General features: G+C 57.2%; 16 protein-coding genes. 6 read left to right on the plus strand and 10 right to left on the minus strand.

Annotated elements, in window-relative coordinates; all coding sequences use genetic code 11:
* Positions 1–53: 53 nt before the first annotated feature.
* Positions 54–1,109, plus strand: coding sequence for a phosphatase PAP2 family protein (locus AC1DFB_RS08850; RefSeq protein WP_480922534.1), 1,056 nt, complete (start codon positions 54–56; stop codon positions 1,107–1,109).
* 3 nt (positions 1,110–1,112) lie between these two features.
* Here AC1DFB_RS08850 and AC1DFB_RS08855 read toward each other — a convergent pair whose 3' ends face one another.
* A complete protein-coding gene (locus AC1DFB_RS08855; RefSeq protein WP_170396310.1) occupies positions 1,113–1,700 on the minus strand; it encodes a riboflavin synthase in 588 nt (195 codons plus the stop codon).
* 141 nt (positions 1,701–1,841) lie between these two features.
* On the opposite strand from AC1DFB_RS08855, the gene AC1DFB_RS08860 reads away from it, so the two are divergent.
* The 3 genes from AC1DFB_RS08860 to AC1DFB_RS08870 all read left to right on the plus strand — a co-directional run bounded on the left by AC1DFB_RS08860 (position 1,842) and on the right by AC1DFB_RS08870 (position 6,354).
* Positions 1,842–3,140 (plus strand): capsule biosynthesis protein, encoded by a 1,299-nt coding sequence (locus AC1DFB_RS08860; RefSeq protein WP_480922535.1) that lies wholly within the window; start codon positions 1,842–1,844, stop codon positions 3,138–3,140.
* Between the two features lie 121 nt (positions 3,141–3,261).
* The gene (locus AC1DFB_RS08865; protein ID WP_480922536.1) at positions 3,262–4,353 is read left to right on the plus strand and encodes a polysaccharide biosynthesis/export family protein; all 1,092 of its coding nucleotides are present in this window, start codon (positions 3,262–3,264) and stop codon (positions 4,351–4,353) included.
* A 3-nt stretch (positions 4,354–4,356) separates the two neighbouring features.
* The gene (locus tag AC1DFB_RS08870) at positions 4,357–6,354 is read left to right on the plus strand and encodes a capsular polysaccharide biosynthesis protein (RefSeq protein ID WP_480922537.1); all 1,998 of its coding nucleotides are present in this window, start codon (positions 4,357–4,359) and stop codon (positions 6,352–6,354) included.
* 3 nt (positions 6,355–6,357) lie between these two features.
* Here the strand turns inward: AC1DFB_RS08870 and ribD are convergent, their stop codons facing one another.
* The 6 genes from ribD to AC1DFB_RS08900 all read right to left on the minus strand — a co-directional run bounded on the left by ribD (position 6,358) and on the right by AC1DFB_RS08900 (position 9,910).
* The gene (gene ribD, locus AC1DFB_RS08875; protein WP_480922599.1) at positions 6,358–7,434 is read right to left on the minus strand and encodes a bifunctional diaminohydroxyphosphoribosylaminopyrimidine deaminase/5-amino-6-(5-phosphoribosylamino)uracil reductase RibD; all 1,077 of its coding nucleotides are present in this window, start codon (positions 7,432–7,434) and stop codon (positions 6,358–6,360) included.
* Positions 7,435–7,454: 20 nt separating this feature from the next.
* Positions 7,455–7,925: a transcriptional regulator NrdR gene (gene nrdR, locus AC1DFB_RS08880; RefSeq protein ID WP_039534475.1), complete on the minus strand. Its 471-nt coding sequence runs from the start codon at positions 7,923–7,925 to the stop codon at positions 7,455–7,457.
* 119 nt (positions 7,926–8,044) lie between these two features.
* On the minus strand, positions 8,045–8,455 hold the full coding sequence (locus AC1DFB_RS08885) for a secondary thiamine-phosphate synthase enzyme YjbQ (RefSeq protein ID WP_170422324.1): 411 nt from the start codon (positions 8,453–8,455) through the stop codon (positions 8,045–8,047).
* Between the two features lie 6 nt (positions 8,456–8,461).
* Positions 8,462–8,863 carry a hypothetical protein gene (locus AC1DFB_RS08890; RefSeq protein ID WP_255612048.1) on the minus strand — a complete coding sequence of 134 codons (402 nt, stop codon included), beginning with the start codon at positions 8,861–8,863 and terminating at the stop codon, positions 8,462–8,464.
* Positions 8,864–8,940: 77 nt separating this feature from the next.
* Entirely contained in the window at positions 8,941–9,495 is a 555-nt protein-coding gene (locus AC1DFB_RS08895; protein ID WP_170422328.1) for a DUF4166 domain-containing protein, read from the minus strand.
* Positions 9,485–9,910, minus strand: coding sequence for a DCC1-like thiol-disulfide oxidoreductase family protein (locus AC1DFB_RS08900; protein ID WP_170403336.1), 426 nt, complete (start codon positions 9,908–9,910; stop codon positions 9,485–9,487). Before AC1DFB_RS08900 ends, AC1DFB_RS08895 begins: the two co-directional genes overlap by 11 nt.
* Positions 9,911–9,978: 68 nt before the next feature.
* On the opposite strand from AC1DFB_RS08900, the gene AC1DFB_RS08905 reads away from it, so the two are divergent.
* Together AC1DFB_RS08905 and AC1DFB_RS08910 are read left to right on the plus strand one after the other, a co-directional pair.
* Complete coding sequence (locus AC1DFB_RS08905) at positions 9,979–10,101, plus strand: hypothetical protein (RefSeq protein ID WP_255612047.1); 123 nt, start codon at positions 9,979–9,981, stop codon at positions 10,099–10,101.
* A gap of 148 nt (positions 10,102–10,249) precedes the next feature.
* On the plus strand, positions 10,250–11,263 hold the full coding sequence (locus AC1DFB_RS08910) for an AraC family transcriptional regulator (protein WP_170565787.1): 1,014 nt from the start codon (positions 10,250–10,252) through the stop codon (positions 11,261–11,263).
* Between the two features lie 183 nt (positions 11,264–11,446).
* On the opposite strand, the gene rpoD is transcribed toward AC1DFB_RS08910, so the two are convergent.
* From rpoD to AC1DFB_RS08925, 3 genes are all read right to left on the minus strand, one after another.
* On the minus strand, positions 11,447–13,435 hold the full coding sequence (gene rpoD, locus AC1DFB_RS08915; protein ID WP_170396291.1) for an RNA polymerase sigma factor RpoD: 1,989 nt from the start codon (positions 13,433–13,435) through the stop codon (positions 11,447–11,449).
* A 114-nt stretch (positions 13,436–13,549) separates the two neighbouring features.
* Positions 13,550–15,499: a DNA primase gene (dnaG, locus tag AC1DFB_RS08920; RefSeq protein WP_480922538.1), complete on the minus strand. Its 1,950-nt coding sequence runs from the start codon at positions 15,497–15,499 to the stop codon at positions 13,550–13,552.
* A gap of 80 nt (positions 15,500–15,579) precedes the next feature.
* Positions 15,580–15,876: a hypothetical protein gene (locus AC1DFB_RS08925; protein WP_170396287.1), complete on the minus strand. Its 297-nt coding sequence runs from the start codon at positions 15,874–15,876 to the stop codon at positions 15,580–15,582.
* Positions 15,877–15,927: the final 51 nt, after the last annotated feature.

Consider the following 15,927-nt stretch of genomic DNA (forward strand, 5'->3'; position numbering starts at 1 on the left):
TCCTGGGCACCAGTCATTGTATAATGTCCTAGCTAGACGAGAATTTGAGCCCAGTGTCTAAGACCGCTGATCTGCCCGCTGCAAATTTCGTGCGTGTAAGCGCCCTTCGGCGAAACAGGCTGCTGCTATCACTCATTGCACTGCAGATGGTCTATGCCATTGCCGTTAGCATCTATGTAGGACGGTCATATTGGGATTTTTCGACCTCTTCCCTGATTGTCATCTCAGTTCGTCTGCTTGGTTTCATGTTCGCAAATTTCGTTCTTTGGCGACTTGGCGTTGCCATGTTCGTCGTGCGACCCAAAAAGCCAATTCAATGGATGTTGCAAGATCTGCGATCCAAGATGGCAGATGTTGAAAAAGCGACCGATGCGGTTATCTGCTATCTCAGCATCGTCGCTCTTATCCTGACCTATACCTTCCTGAAGAACGAAATACATGCTGTGAATCCCACACTCTGGGATGTGCAATTCGTGCAATGGGACCGGTTTCTGCACGGCGACGTCGATCCGTGGACCTTGCTATGGCCCATTTTGGGATCCCCGATCGTAACCACTGCGATAAATGGCGCCTATCACATCTGGTTTCCCATGATTTACATCGCGGTTTGCGTCGCCTGTCTGGACCGCAGTGACCCGAACCGCAGCACCGTTTTTCTGGTAGCGTTTGCACTGTGCTGGTTTGTAGGCGGCAATGTGATTGCAACCATCTTTGCCTCGGTTGGTCCCGTTTACTACGAACCCTTCAATCTTGGCTCTGACTTCGTTCCGCAGATGGAGTTGTTACGCAAATCACACGAAATCAGCCCGGTCTGGGCGCTGAATGTGCATGAAATGCTGTTGGATGGTTATCGGAATAATGGGCTAGCAGGCGGAATCTCGGCGATGCCCAGCATGCATGTTGCCTCTACTGTGCTGCTGGCGTTCTACGGCTTCACCTATTCGCGTTGGCTCGGCTGGGCGCTGTCGGTGTTTGCCTTCATCATCTTACTAGGCTCGGTTCACCTCGCCTGGCACTACGCCATCGACGGGTATGTCTCAATCCTGCTGGCTTCATGCTTCTGGTGGCTGTCCAAGAGGCTGACGGCCAAATTTGGACCTTCCACCTGAAGGTCAGGACATCTCGGCCAGTCGCGCGACGTATCGGGCCAGAGTATCGATCTCAAGGTTCACGCGATCACCGACCGAGACGTCACCCCATGTGGTGACCTCTTTGGTGTGAGGGATGAAGTTGATACCAAAGTCACACCCGTCCACATCATTAACCGTCAGCGATGTGCCGTTCAGCGCGACGGACCCTTTCGGAGCGATAAACCGTGCCAGATTGGCAGGCGCCCGCAATGTCACCCGCGTGCTATCACCCTCGTCTATCACAGAGACCACCTCTGCCACGCCATCCACGTGGCCCGAGACGATGTGCCCTCCCAATTCATCCCCAACTTTCAAGGCACGTTCCAGATTGACGCGCTTGCCCACCTGCCAACTGTCCAGATTGGTTTTCGAAACCGTCTCAGCGCTGATCTGCACATCATACCAATCATCGCCCAACGCGATGACGGTTAGGCAGACGCCATCACTTGCGATTGAAGCGCCAATATCAATGCCCGCCGTTTCATAGCTTGTCTTGATCCGTGCCCGCAGGTCGCCCTGCTGGTCCAGTTCGGTAACGGTGCCAATATCGGTGACGATCCCTGTGAACATATCATTAACCCTCTGAACCTAGCTTCAATAGCCGAGGTAAAGGCACGCAGCTCTACCGGCAAGCCCTGCCTTGCCGTGAAAACGACAAAGAGGCATAATTTTATACAAACGCACCACAAGGCCACTAGACGAGCAGATTGCATGGCACCCTTGACCGCTTGCCCCGACCAGCGTGTGTTCCTGTTTCTACAGGGACCGCATGGTCCGTTCTTTAACGCGCTTGGTCGGATGCTGCGGGCTGCGGGTGCTCAGGTCTGGCGGGTCGGCTTCAACGCGGGCGATCAGGCCTTCTGGGGCGACAAATCCAGTTATATTCCGTATCGCGGTGCGCCCGACGACTGGCCGGAAACCTTCAGCGATTTGCTCGCCCACCATGGTGTGACCGATATCGTGCTCTATGGCGACACCCGGCCCGTGCATGCACGCGCAGTTGAGATTGCCAAAGCACGCGGGACCACTGTTCATGTGTTTGAAGAAGGCTACCTGCGCCCCTGGTGGGTGACTTACGAACGAAGTGGCTCGAACGGAAATTCGCGTCTAATGAAACTGGACGTGGCACAGATGCAAACGGCGCTTGCACAATCCGAAGGTCACGCGCCTCCACCTCCGTCTCACTGGGGGGATATGCGCCAGCACATATTTTATGGGGCGCTCTATCACTGGTTTGTGCTGTTTCTGAACCGCAGATACCGGAATTTCCGACCCCATCGAGAGCTGCCGGTCTCGAAAGAGTTTCGTCTATACTTCAAACGCCTGACACTGATGCCCATTCACAGGCTACAGCGGGGCTGGGCCACAGCACAGGTCAGGTGGAGCGGTTTTCCATACCATCTTGTGTTGCTTCAATTGGGCCATGACAGTTCGGTGCAGTACCACTCGGATTTTTCCTGTATGTCCGAGTTTCTCGAACAAGTGATCGCCGGATTCGCCAAAGGCGCCCCTGCGCATCACCACCTTGTCATCAAGGAACATCCGCTTGAGAACCACCGTGAACCGCTGCGGCTGCGGGCGCGCCAGCTTGCAGCACAGCACGGCATCACAAACCGAATTCACTATGTGCCCGGTGGTAAGCTGGCCAGGTTGCTAGACGATGCAAAATCCGCCGTGACGGTGAATTCCACGGCAGGCCAGCAGGTTCTGTGGCGTGGCATACCTTTGCGGATTTTTGGGCAGTCGGTTTATGACAAGCCCGAATTCGTATCTCGGCAATCGATTGAGGCATTCTTTGCCCAGCCAGATGCCCCGGGCGGCAAGGCCTATCGGGCTTATCGCCAATTTCTTCTGGAAACCTGCCAAGTCCCCGGGGGGTTCTATTCTCGCCGAGGGCGTCGTCAATTGCTGCGGCGAGCGGCTGATATGATGCTATCGGCTCAGGACCCCTATCAAGGGTTGCTCTCCGATAAAGAGGCCACAACGCCACAGTTGCGCGTTGTTGAATGATCGCGGGCAACCTGCTGCTGGATGTTTCGAAGCGATGCGGGTAACCTTCCCAAAACAAAGACGATTGAGGTAAATCGGCAGTGCAGCGCTTTCCTACCCGATGGATCCGGGGGTTTCCCTTGTGGCGACCCTTGGCCTGCTGGCAGCATGCCAGCTTCCCAAATCCGGACCGAACAAAAACGAAATTCTAGCCGGGTCGGTCGAAAACGGGGGTAACGCCTTTGTAGTTGAGGTCGACGACCGTGTTGCGCGGGCCACATCGGTGATTCCGCAATACGGGTTTTCGAAATCTTTCCGCAGCGCGCAAAGCGTCGCATCCGATACCGTACGCCCCGGCGATATTCTGAGTCTCAGCATCTGGGAAAATGTCGAGGATGGGTTGCTAAGTTCCGCAGCCGGTGGCGCAACCGTTCTGGATCAGGTGCAGGTCGACAGCGAAGGTTACATATTTGTCCCTTATGCCGGGCGGCTGCGTGCGGCGGGCAATACGCCCGAGCAGCTCCGCACGTTGATTTCCTCGAAGCTGGAAGAACAGACTCCGGATCCGCAAGTCCAAGTGTCGCGCACTCCGGGCGATGGGTCGACCGTTTCTCTGACCGGAACTATCGGCGCGCCGGGAATCTATCCGATTGAGCGACCAACTGGCTCGTTATCGACCATGCTCGCGCAAGCAGGCGGGGTGGCAGTTGCATCCGATATCGCATTGGTCACTGTGATCAGGGGCAAGCAAAGTGGAACCATCTGGTACGACGATCTGTTCCGCAACCCGGAAACCGATATCGCCCTGCGCGGCGGCGATCGCATTCTGGTCGAACAGGACAGTCGCTCATACATCGCGCTGGGTTCGACCGGCGGACAATCCCGCGTGGCCTTTGAAAGTCAGGACCTATCCGCCCTTGAGGCGCTGGCTCAGGTCGGAGGCTTACAGCCGCTATCCTCAGACCCGACAGGTATTTTTGTTCTGCGTGAGGAACGGCAGGATGTGGCGCGCAATGTCATGGGACGTCCCGAGCTACAGGGTGATCAGCGCATGATCTATTTGCTGAACCTGACCGCGCCCAATGGCCTGTTCATCGCCCGCGATTTCGTGATCCGAGACGATGACACGATATACGTCACCGAGGCCCCATATGCACAGTGGAGCAAATCTGTCTCGCTGATTGCTGGAGGTCTGACGCCATTTGCGAATGTGGCGACGCTTACGGGTAACTGATGAATGCTCTCTGAATCGGAGAACACGGCCGGGGGCGAACGCTCCCGGCTTTTTGTTTACAACGGTGGGTTCCTGACACAGTCGCGGCTGCGTCGTATATTATCTCTGGCCGGGTATGACATCCGGCTTGGTCTGCCACAGCCAGACGATCTGGTCGGGGTCTGGGGCAACAGCCCGACAGCCCATCGGGGAATGGGTATCGCGCAGAAACGCGATGTGCCCGTCCTGAGGGTCGAAGACGCGTTCCTGCGGTCTCTGCACCCTGGACGAAGCGGTGAGGCACCCATGGGTCTGTTGTTGGATCGATCGGGTCTGCATTTTGATCCGAGTGTGCCTTCGGATCTGGAAACTCTGTTAGCCACGCATCCGCTGGACGACACCGCCCTGCTGGATCGCGCGCGAGGCGCAATCGCGCGCATCCGAGAGCTGCATCTGAGCAAATACTCGGCCTTTGACCTTGATCTGACGCCTCCCGATCCTGGCTACGTTCTAGTGATCGACCAGACGCAGGGAGATGCTGCCGTCACCGCAAGCAACGGCGACTATGCACGGTTCCGCGAGATGCTGGTCATCGCGCAAGAGGAAAACCCCGGCGCACGCATCCTCATCAAAAGCCACCCCGAAACCACGGCAGGCCACCGCAAGGGATACTTTTCCGATCAGGATCTGAGTGACAGAATATCGATCCTCGACAGCCCCATAAGTCCATGGTCGCTGCTTGAAGGGGCCATCGGGGTTTACACGCTGTCCTCGCAGATGGGATTTGAGGCGATATTGGCCGGGCACAAACCTCGCGTGTTCGGGCAACCATTCTACGCTGGGTGGGGGCTGACGCAGGATGATGCCCCCCTGCTCCGTCGCCAACGGAATCTTACGCGGGCGCAGCTTTTTGCCGCTGCGATGATCCTGTACCCGCGCTGGTATGATCCCTACAATGATCGTTTGTGCGAATTGGAATGCGTGCTCGATACGCTTGAGGCGCAAACCCGAGCCTGGCGGCAGGACCACAAAGGCTGGATCGCCTCCGGGATGCGGGTATGGAAACGCCGCCACCTGCAACGCATTTTCGGCCAGCACCATAAGGTTCGTTTCGTGGCCGAGCAGTCAGAGAATATCAAACAACCCCATATGGTTTGGGCCAGCCGGGCCGGTGAGACGCTGAATGCAACCCGAATCGAGGATGGCTTTTTACGATCCCGCGGGTTGGGCGCGGAGCTGGTGCCGCCGCTATCGCTGGTGACCGATGATATCGGCATCTACTACGATCCTACGCATCCCAGCCGCCTGGAGGAATGGATCACCAAACGCGAAACTTTGCGCCCTGATCAGAGGCTCCGCGCCGAACGGCTGACAGCCCGATTGCTGGCCGAAGGACTAAGCAAGTACAACATCGGCCACCCTGCCCCGGACCTGCCGACTGGCCACCGGATTTTGGTGCCGGGTCAGGTTGAAGATGACGCCTCAATCCGGCTGGGAACGAGCAACATCCGCACCAATCTCGATCTGCTGCGCGCAGCGCGCGAGGCCAATCCCGACTCTGTGTTGATCTACAAACCGCATCCGGATGTTGAGGCTGGGTTGCGCGATGGCAAGATCGAAACCGATCTGGCCGATTTCATTGTAGAAGGCACCGATCCTGCCACCCTGCTTGGACAGGTGGATGAGGTCTGGACTATGACCTCTCTGCTGGGGTTCGAGGCTTTGCTGCGTGGCGTCCGGGTCACCACTCTCGGTGCGCCGTTCTATGCCGGTTGGGGGCTGACGAGTGATCTGGGGGCGGTGCCTGCGCGACGTGGCGCGCGGCCTTCGTTGATGGGATTGGTGCACGCAACGCTGATCGACTACCCGCGCTATCTCGATCCGGTGACAGGACAGAACTGCCCCGTCGAAATCGCGGTCGAACGGCTTGCGCAGGGTACGCCATCCCCTACCGGACCCGTAAATCGCATCTTGTCCAAATTTCAGGGCGCACTGGCGACGCATGCGCATTGGTGGCGCTGAAGGCTAGTGCGTCACGCGCGCCCAGCGATGTAGGATATCGCCGCCAACGACCTGTGTTTCGATCAGATCAAATCGGGGGGCAGTATCCAGAGTATCAAGCCTCAGTGCCCCGATCGCGGACAGACCTTCGGCCCCGATGGTCAGCCCCGCTGTAAAACCGACCAACTCATCGACCAGATCGCCCTTTAGCAAAGATGCAGCCAATGCTGATCCGCCTTCGCAAAAGACACGCGTCAATCCGGCCTGCCCAAGCTGCTGCAACAGATCAGCCGCATCCACGTGATGACCATCCAGCGCACAAGGGATCAGACGGGCACCCAACCCCTCCCATGCGCGCGCACGCTCGGGGTCTGGGTGGGGGCCGTGACAGAGCCAGACAGGGATATCGGACGCGGTTCGCGCAAGTTGCCCCATCAAGGGCAGATCTAGATGGCGCGAGACCACCACGCGCACCGGCTGATGCTGCACGCCCAGATCACGAACCGTCAGCGACGGGTCATCGGCGCGCGCTGTCCCTGCCCCAACCATCACCGCATCGTGGCGCGCACGCATCGCATGCACCGCGCGGCGAGCATTTGGACCTGTGATCCACTGACTGTGCCCGGTTTCCGTGGCAATCCGTCCATCAAAGCTGCTGGCCATTTTCAAAGTCACAAACGGGCGGCCTTGCTCGGTTTTTAGAAAAAACCCTGCGTGATCGCGGGCCGCCTGTTCCGCCAGAACGCCGGTGGTGACCTCAATCCCGGCCTCGCGCAACATGGCAAACCCTTGCCCAGCGACCCGAGGATCGCTGTCTTCGATCGCCGAAACCACACGGGTAACACCGGCCGCAATCAGCGCTTCGGCACAGGGCGGCGTCTTTCCGTAGTGTGAACAGGGTTCAAGCGAGACATAAGCGGTGGCACCTCGCGCGGCCTTACCCGCCTGCGTCAGAGCCATAGGTTCTGCATGCGGACGACCCCCGGGCTGCGTCCAGCCGCGACCAACGATGCGTCCATCGCGCACGACGACACACCCGACGGACGGATTCGGCCAGCAGGTGCCTTGGCCGCGCCGCCCCAATGATAGGGCCAGCGCCATATATCGCTTATCTGTATCGCTCACTCATCCGTCGAAGGTTGCGGCGGGCGCAACTCGTGGACAAACTCCTCGAAATCATCGGCCGCCTGGAAATTCTTGTACACACTCGCAAAGCGAACATATGCGACCGTATCAATCCGGGCCAGCGCTTCCATTACAATTTCACCGATTTTGTTCGAAGGGATATCGGTTTCCCCCATGCTTTCAAGACGGCGCACGATACCGGAGATCATCTGATCAATCCGATCGGGATCAATGGGCCGCTTCTGCATCGAAATACGGATCGAGCGTTCCAGCTTGTCGCGGTCGAAGTCTTCGCGCTTACCGTTGGTTTTGATGACGACCAGATCACGCAGTTGCACGCGTTCATAGGTGGTGAACCGTCCGCCGCAGGCCGGGCAGAACCGCCGTCTGCGGATCGCGACATGATCCTCTGCCGGGCGTGAATCTTTGACCTGAGTATCGATATTTCCGCAAAACGGGCAGCGCATCCGCCGTCTCCTCGTCCCTAGCTGGCCACTTTTTGTAAGCGCTGCGGCTTACTTATCCACAACTATAGGACAGCCTCTAGGGTTTGGGTAGTCGGAATTTTCCACCCCAATATAAAGCGTCACCCAAAATGCGCAGCGACCTTTCTTTCATGCGGCGCGTTGCGGTGTTCAAACAGATATATCCCCTGCCATGTGCCCAGCGCAGGTACCCCATCTGACACCGGTATCGACAGCGATACAGGCATCATCGCGGCCTTGATATGGGCTGGCATGTCGTCCGGCCCCTCATAGGTGTGGCGCAGATAAGCCATCGACGGATGATCCGATTGCGGCACCAGCCGTTCAAAGAATGCGCGCAGATCAGTCTGCACCTCGGGGTCGGCGTTTTCCTGAATAAGCAGCGAACAAGAAGTGTGGCGAACAAAGAGCGTCAGCAAACCGTCCGAAACCGGCCTCAGCCAACTGCGCACAGGGGCGGTAATCTCATAGAGCCCCACGCCCTGTGTCTGGATCGAGAATTCTGTCTGCATCGCAGGTCAATTGATAAACGGACGGACGCCGCACCGTGCATTTGCGCCCTGTACCGACATGCTGTCACCCGGCTGGAACCCGGCTGTGACCGAAAAGCTGCCTTTCTGCGGGACATTGGCGGGTTGTTTCAGTGTGAACTGTACCGCCGTCCGGCGTCCCGTTGTCACGCTGGGGCCGTAGCCGCGCAGAACGTAGATTTGTTGCTGCCACCCAGCACCCAATTTCCGGCGGGCAAAATCAGCAGCGGCGCACCAATATCCATCAGTATCCTGACGTGTCCTTGGAATGACCTCGAAGTCTGTGCCGCTCATCGGTTCTGTTCGATAACCGTTCGGCGCTGCATCGACAACGCCCGCAGAGCTGGTCATAAGCAGTGCTGCAAATGCGCAAAGTATTGTCTGTTTCATCGTGACCATCTTCCTGTTTCCATGTGAAATATAGACTAGTGCGTCGCCATCGTCAGCAAAGCGAACTAACGATCATGTCAGCTTGACCCACGTGGTTCGTGAACAGGCTCTAACCATCCCTGATAGCGGATCAGGTGTCCCAATCCCGGTGCTGTCGCCGAAATGTCAAAGCGAAACCTCAATTGTACGTCCTCAGCCTCGGTCGATCCGGAACGTGGCAAAAGAAACCCCGGACACGGAATGCCAAACAAAGCGAGGCGGCGGATCTCAATGGTCAGCCCCTTATCAGTTCTCACCGGCTGCAACCATATTGTCAGCCCGCCGATCTGTTCCCGCACCATGCCACACAGCGGATCAAAAGTGATCCGTGAACGCGTTTTGTGGCCTGCGAAATCCCGTTCCCATTGCCAATATGCGCCGGGCTTTCGGATCGTAAGGGTGACCGGCAAATCTTCGCCCGCAGGTGGAAATCGCCCGATGCGAAGTGCCAGAGCGACCAAAACGCCTCGGCCACGCTGAATGCTGCATCGACCAGAGTAGCGACCTTCCCCACTGTGCAAATCCCTGACCAATCCAGGCACAGCTTCATCTATACCCAGCGCCTGCAGGAATGGATCACGATCAGAATCCATCTTGGGCAAACCGCGATCGGAGAGAAGGATCAGGAACTAGGCACTCATCCCGCCGCCCAAATAGCGCATATCTGTTACGGGCAATCATCCGGTACAGCGGGTTCTTCAGAAACCTCGGCAGGTATCGACACAAGGACAATACCCGCCACGGAACATATAATGCATGCATCGCAGCGGCAAATGCGTCGAGATTTTGGTGCACCTTTCCTTTGACGATCACCAAATTGGTTTCAAATTCGTCTGTCGGCAGGTTCAGGAGAGTATAAAGCTGCTGCCCAAGCGGTGACTGCGCAGTTGCAAATAGAAATTTCTGATCTCGATCATGGCGCAACATGAAGTGAAAAAACCCTGAACACAGCACGCATTCACCGTCGAAGACGATCAAATCTGTATCGATGGAAAGATCATCAGCCACGAGAGATCAAGAAATAACAAAAGGTTCCCCGTGATGCTGTCACTTCGAATGCGCCGCAGCAATGCGACATGACTGACCAGAAGAATGAGAGGGGCGTGCCGGGGAACCCGTTGAAACGGCTTGGTGGACCGCTCGCTCAGGCTCTGACCTTTTCCCCAAAAGGCGCTGACCCGACAACACCGGTCATGTAGCTATTGGCCAAGGCTACGGACATGGCCATTTCTGCCATATCTTTGCGAGTTGCGGTCAATTCCTGGGTATCAGCACCGAGGCTGGCGCATTGCCACGGTTTGCCGCTAGGGTAACGGTATTACAGTAACGCGTTTTTTGGGCTGGGTGATGGACGTCGACATTTCACGCATTCAATTGCTGACACGGACCCTTGAGGATCACGCAAGCGCGACCGTGGTGGAACAAGTCCTGAGTGACTGCGCATTGACCCGCAGCGATATTGAACCGCCTGCCAAAAGGTACAGCGCCCACAAAGAAGCGCTGTTTGTCCGACACGCCTGCGATGCACTTGGCGATATCACCTTTGGGGCACGGGCGGGTCTGGAATTCAGTTCTTCTTCCAGCATTACGGCCTATATCAGCAAGTACTCTCGTGATCTGAAGCAGGTGATCGAGAATACGGCGCGGTTTCATGGCATTATCGACCCGGCCCTGGCCTTCAATCTGCGCCTTTCAGGTAACGCTGCCTCGCTTGAGGCCGATTGGAAAGACCCGAGCTTTTCCCGCTATCATCGGCGGACCGAGTTCCTGCTGTTTGGCGCGATCGCCCGGATGCGGGCGTTGACTCAGTTGAATCTGAATCCGATTGAGATACGGTTTCAGCACACAGTTGGGCAACACCAAGCCACCTACCAGAAAATCGGAGGTTTCCCAGTTACCTTCGGGGCCGAACGCTTGGAAATCATCCTGTCGCTGCCCTCGCTGGAAACACCGATCCCAACTTACGACCCTAGCCTGCGCGCGCATTTGGTTGAATTTGGCGAACGCCTGCTGGCCGAAAGACAGTCGCCAAGACAGAAAACCCGAGCACAGATCGAAGGGTTGATCACAGATGCGATGCCGGGGGGAATCGTACAGGTGGACGACGCCGCCACCCAGCTCGGCCTAAGCCCTCGAACATTGGCTCGCCGCCTAGCTGATGAAGGCACCTCATATCGTGAGATTGTTGAAGATTTACGATGTGACCTGGCGCAGACCTTTATCAAGAACGGTATGCATCTGTCCGAAATCTCGTATTCGCTCGGTTATTCCGATCAGGCTGCGTTTTCCACCGCCTTCAAACGTTGGACGGGCCAGGCCCCGACTGCTTTTCGCAAACGTGTCTCTCATCCGCTTTCATGAAGCTACAACGTGGCCGGGGGTCATCAGCCCAATCACCTCGCCCCGGCCTGTCCATGAGTGGACAGCGGCGATATAAAGATGGCATCGCCGGACTCCTTGCGAATTCCCGCCAATTTGATTTGAAGTTCAGTCATTGTGAGCGGGCGAAAGAAAAAAGCGCCTCGGGATGAGGCGCCTTTCGATTTACTGATCTAGGAAGGACCGCAATTTACGCGACCTACTCGGGTGTTTCAGCTTACGCAGCGCCTTCGCCTCGATCTGGCGGATACGTTCGCGCGTCACGCTGAACTGCTGACCGACCTCTTCCAGCGTGTGGTCGGTGTTCATGCCGATGCCAAAGCGCATCCGCAGAACCCGCTCTTCACGCGGGGTGAGAGAGGCCAGAACCCGTGTGGTGGTTTCCTTGAGGTTTTCCTGAATGGCGCTGTCCAGCGGCAGCACGGCATTCTTATCCTCGATGAAATCACCAAGCTGGCTGTCTTCCTCGTCGCCGATGGGCGTCTCGAGGCTGATCGGCTCTTTGGCGATTTTCATCACCTTGCGCACCTTCTCAAGCGGCATTTGCAGCTTTTCGGCCAATTCTTCCGGTGTTGGCTCGCGGCCGATTTCGTGCAGCATCTGACGACCTGTCCGGACCAGCTTGTTGATCGTTTCGATCATATGCACCGGGATACGGATCGTGCGCGCCTGATCCGCGATCGAACGCGTGATCGCCTGACGGATCCACCAGGTCGCATAGGTCGAGAACTTATAGCCCCGGCGGTATTCGAACTTGTCCACCGCCTTCATCAGGCCGATGTTACCTTCCTGAATAAGATCAAGGAATTGCAGGCCGCGGTTCGTGTACTTTTTGGCGATTGAGATCACCAGACGCAGGTTGGCCTCGACCATTTCCTTCTTGGCCTGACGCGCCTCTTTTTCACCTTTCTGAACCTGCTGCACGATGCGGCGGAATTCAGGGATGTCCAGGCCGACATATTGCCCGACTTGGGCCATGTCGTTGCGCAGTTCCTCGACCTTCTCGGTTGAGCGTTCGATGAACATCTGCCAACCCCGGCCCGGCTTCTCAGCCATTTCAGCCAACCAGTTCGGATCCAGCTCGCGCCCACGATACGCATCGATGAACTCGCGACGGTTGATGCGAGCCTGGTCAGCCAGTTTCACCATCGAGCTGTCCAGTGACATAATCCGGCGATTGATGCCATAGAGCTGGTCGATCAGAGCTTCGATCCGGTTGTTGTGCAGGTGAAGACCATTCACCAGTTCAACAATCTCAGCGCGCAGCTTCTGATAGGTTTCTTCGTCCTTCGCGCTGAAAGTACCATCCTCATTCAGCGTCGCAGAAATCCGGCTGTCCTGCATTTCGGACAGCATTGCGAAGTCGGTCGAGATGCGTTCCAGCGTGGTCAGCACCTGATCCTTCAGCGCTGCTTCCATCGCGGCCAGGGACATGTTGGCCTGATCGTCGTCATCATCGTCATCATCATTGGCAATCGGGTTGCCGTCAGCGTCAAGCTCCGGCCCCTCATCCTTGGCAGGCTTGGCCGCCTGCACCGATGAGGTATCGACAACCGGCTCTTCAACCTCGCCGTCTTCATCCATCTGGTTGCCGAAAGTGGTTTCCAGATCGATGACGTCCCGCAGCAGAATGTCTTCGGACAAAAGTTCATCATGCCAGATGGTGATCGCTTGGAAGGTCAGCGGGCTTTCGCACAGACCAGCGATCATGGTGTTCCGACCGGCTTCGATCCGCTTGGCGATGGCAATCTCGCCCTCGCGGCTCAGCAGTTCGACCGAGCCCATCTCGCGCAGATACATGCGTACGGGGTCATCGGTGCGATCCAGCTTTTCGGTTGCAGCACCAGCCAGCGCGACCTCGCGCGGACCTTCGGTCGTGACCAGTTCGGTCGAGCCTTTGTTTTCTTCTTCTTCGGCTTCTTCATCTTCGATAATGTTGATGCCCATCTCGGACAGCATCGACATAACATCTTCGATCTGTTCCGAGCTGACCTGATCAGGCGGCAGAACCTGATTGAGCTGGTCGTAGGTGATGTAACCTTTCTCGCGAGCCTCGGCGATCATCTTCTTGACCTGGGCCTGGCTCATGTCCAGCGAGATTTCCTGTTCCTGCTCGTCGGATTTGCGGTCTTCGTTCGTATCCTTGGCGGCCATTCAATGCTCCTGCAGGGATGGGTGATTCGTTTGAACCGAATCATTAGCGCGTAGAAGTGATTCGGCCACCCGTTTACCCGTTTTTCTTTTCCAGTGCCTTACGAAAACACCACTTCATCGGTGTTTCCGTTCGAATTTGATGCCAGACGTGATGGCCTCAAACGCGTCTTTCTCGTCGCGGTTGATTCGCGCACCATTGTCGGCGATGTCGAAAACGGCCCTGTCTTCGTTCTGGCTGCGGCTTGTACGGTTGCGCTCTTCAGCGGCTTGCGCCAGCCGATATGTCAGCGCCTCATCGGCCAGATCAGACAATTCCTCTGCCGCTTCGGCAATCTCAGCATCCAACCCCCGGAGCGCTTTGATCTTTGCGAGTTCCTCGGCCAGCGTCATCTCGGCCTTTTCAACGTCGCCCGGTTTGTACACACAGGGGATCACTGCGACATGGCGAAGGGCCAGCAGGTTTTCAAGGGGTTCCGGCCCCAAAGTTTGCATGATGTGGTCTTGCAGGTTATCGGGATCGTCAATCGCATGACGCAGGATTGCCCCCCGCAAGGCCGCATGATCAGGGTCGTGGCAATCCATTTCTTCCAGCTGAGCTTCGAATTGCACAACAACCTGCGGATTCAGAATGGCAATGGCGAGAATCGCCGCTTCGCGCAGTTGAATATCCGCATTCTCAGCTGAGGCCAGAAACGACGCCCGCGCGCCGGGCGTAGCAGGCTGTGCCTGCGGCTGCCATTTTCCGCGCGGTTGCCACGGACGATTTTGCGATTGTCGCTGTGGGCGAAACAATTGCCATCGCAGGTCCTTAATTTCCTGCCCGTAATGCGATCGGATCGAGGGGTCGCGGATCAGCTTGATCTTCTCTCGCAGGGATTTATCCAGCGCCGCTTTGCGTTCGGGGCTGTCAAAGACCTTGCCTTCCGTCTCGCGTTGCCAGAGCAGTTTGACCATCGGGATTGCAGCATCCAGCACACCCTGCACCGCCCCCGAACCTTCGACGCGCAGCAAATCGTCAGGATCCTTGCCTTCGGGCATCAAGGCAAAACGCAAGGATTTGCCTGCTTCCAGCAACGGCAGCGCCAAATCGACCGCTCGCATCGCCGCACGCAGCCCTGCCGTATCGCCATCCAGAGCGATAATCGGCTCGTCTGAGATGCGCCAAAGTAGTTGCAACTGATGCTCGGTGATCGCTGTTCCCAAAGGCGCAACCGACGCGCCAAACCCGGCCTCAGCCAAAGCGATCACGTCCATATAGCCCTCGGCCACAACCAAAGGCTGCCCCTTGCCTGCCGCCTGTCGTGCGGGGCCATGGTTGTAGAGGCTGCGGCCTTTGTCGAACAGATCGGTCTCGGGCGAGTTCAGGTATTTGGCGTTGTCATTGGGATCCATCGCCCGGCCACCAAACGCAATGCACCGCCCGCGCGGGTCGCGGATCGGGTACATGATGCGGTTGCGGAATGTATCATAGGGTTTCTTACCCTTGTTCGACGGCTTGGCCAGCCCGGCCCCAAGGATCAGGTCCTCGGAGACATTCTTACCGGTTAGATGATCCAACAGAGCCTGCCAGCCCTCGGGTGCGAAACCGATTTCCCAACGGTCCAGCGCCTTCGCGTCAAGACCGCGACGTGTCAAATAATCACGTGCCGCCGCCCCTGCCCCAGTCTTGAGTTGCAAACGAAAGAACTGCACAGCCTGTTCCATCACCTCGGCCAGCTGTGAACGGCGGTCCTGCTTTTCCTGCGCCTTGGGATCACGCGCGGGCATCGGCATCCCGGCCTCGCGCGCCAGAATTTCCACGGCTTCTATGAAAGAGACATTCTCGGTCTCTTTCACAAAACTGATCGCGTCCCCTTTGGCGTGGCAGCCAAAGCAATAATAGAATCCCTTTTGGTCATCGACGTGGAACGAGGCGGTCTTTTCGTGATGAAAGGGGCAAGGCGCCCACATATCGCCCTTGCCCTGATTGGATTTGCGCTGGTCCCACATGACCTTACGCCCAACAACCTGAGACAGGCTGAGGCGCGTGCGCAGTTCATCCAGAAATCCGGGGCGCAAAGACATGGGTTAAACCTGCCAGAAATGAAAACGCGCGCCAAGGGCATGGCGCGCGGTTGTCCACAGAGAAATGATCTGACTGTGGATTATTGTTGTAAACACAACTCCAGCCACGCAGCTCCGAGATCCTTCTTACGCACGTCGCGCATCTTTTGCTCATATACCCAAGGCGTGATCAGTGGAACAGCGGCATTGTAGTTCTCGGGCCAGGTAGGACCACTGTCGGCCACCGCCTGCGCCACATCGCGTTCCTTGACCCGGTCAAGTCGCGCTTTCTGTATCGCTGCAACAACGTCGGCCTGATACTTGCAGCTCTGTTCCTTGGTTTCCTGTGCAACCACTGGCGTGGCCAGCACGGCCGCAACGATGGCGATACGCAACATGGGGATCTCCGAAGATTCGTTTCTTTCAGCGCAGCTTACCCGCGCGCGGCG

The organism is Ruegeria sp. S84 (assembly GCF_056583445.1).

What these genes read in the sequence shown, in the direction of transcription:
- ribD (WP_480922599.1), bottom strand. Translation starts at nt 7,434, where the DNA reads ATGGCGCTGGCCCTATCATTGGGGCGGCGCGGCCAAGGCACCTGCTGG.
- AC1DFB_RS08925 (WP_170396287.1), bottom strand. Translation starts at nt 15,876, where the DNA reads ATGTTGCGTATCGCCATCGTTGCGGCCGTGCTGGCCACGCCAGTGGTT.
- rpoD (WP_170396291.1), bottom strand. Translation starts at nt 13,435, where the DNA reads ATGGCCGCCAAGGATACGAACGAAGACCGCAAATCCGACGAGCAGGAA.
- AC1DFB_RS08890 (WP_255612048.1), bottom strand. Translation starts at nt 8,863, where the DNA reads ATGAAACAGACAATACTTTGCGCATTTGCAGCACTGCTTATGACCAGC.
- dnaG (WP_480922538.1), bottom strand. Translation starts at nt 15,499, where the DNA reads ATGTCTTTGCGCCCCGGATTTCTGGATGAACTGCGCACGCGCCTCAGC.
- AC1DFB_RS08870 (WP_480922537.1), top strand. Translation starts at nt 4,357, where the DNA reads ATGCTCTCTGAATCGGAGAACACGGCCGGGGGCGAACGCTCCCGGCTT.
- AC1DFB_RS08860 (WP_480922535.1), top strand. Translation starts at nt 1,842, where the DNA reads ATGGCACCCTTGACCGCTTGCCCCGACCAGCGTGTGTTCCTGTTTCTA.
- AC1DFB_RS08855 (WP_170396310.1), bottom strand. Translation starts at nt 1,700, where the DNA reads ATGTTCACAGGGATCGTCACCGATATTGGCACCGTTACCGAACTGGAC.
- AC1DFB_RS08895 (WP_170422328.1), bottom strand. Translation starts at nt 9,495, where the DNA reads ATGGATTCTGATCGTGATCCATTCCTGCAGGCGCTGGGTATAGATGAA.
- nrdR (WP_039534475.1), bottom strand. Translation starts at nt 7,925, where the DNA reads ATGCGCTGCCCGTTTTGCGGAAATATCGATACTCAGGTCAAAGATTCA.
- AC1DFB_RS08910 (WP_170565787.1), top strand. Translation starts at nt 10,250, where the DNA reads ATGGACGTCGACATTTCACGCATTCAATTGCTGACACGGACCCTTGAG.
- AC1DFB_RS08905 (WP_255612047.1), top strand. Translation starts at nt 9,979, where the DNA reads ATGACTGACCAGAAGAATGAGAGGGGCGTGCCGGGGAACCCGTTGAAA.
- AC1DFB_RS08885 (WP_170422324.1), bottom strand. Translation starts at nt 8,455, where the DNA reads ATGCAGACAGAATTCTCGATCCAGACACAGGGCGTGGGGCTCTATGAG.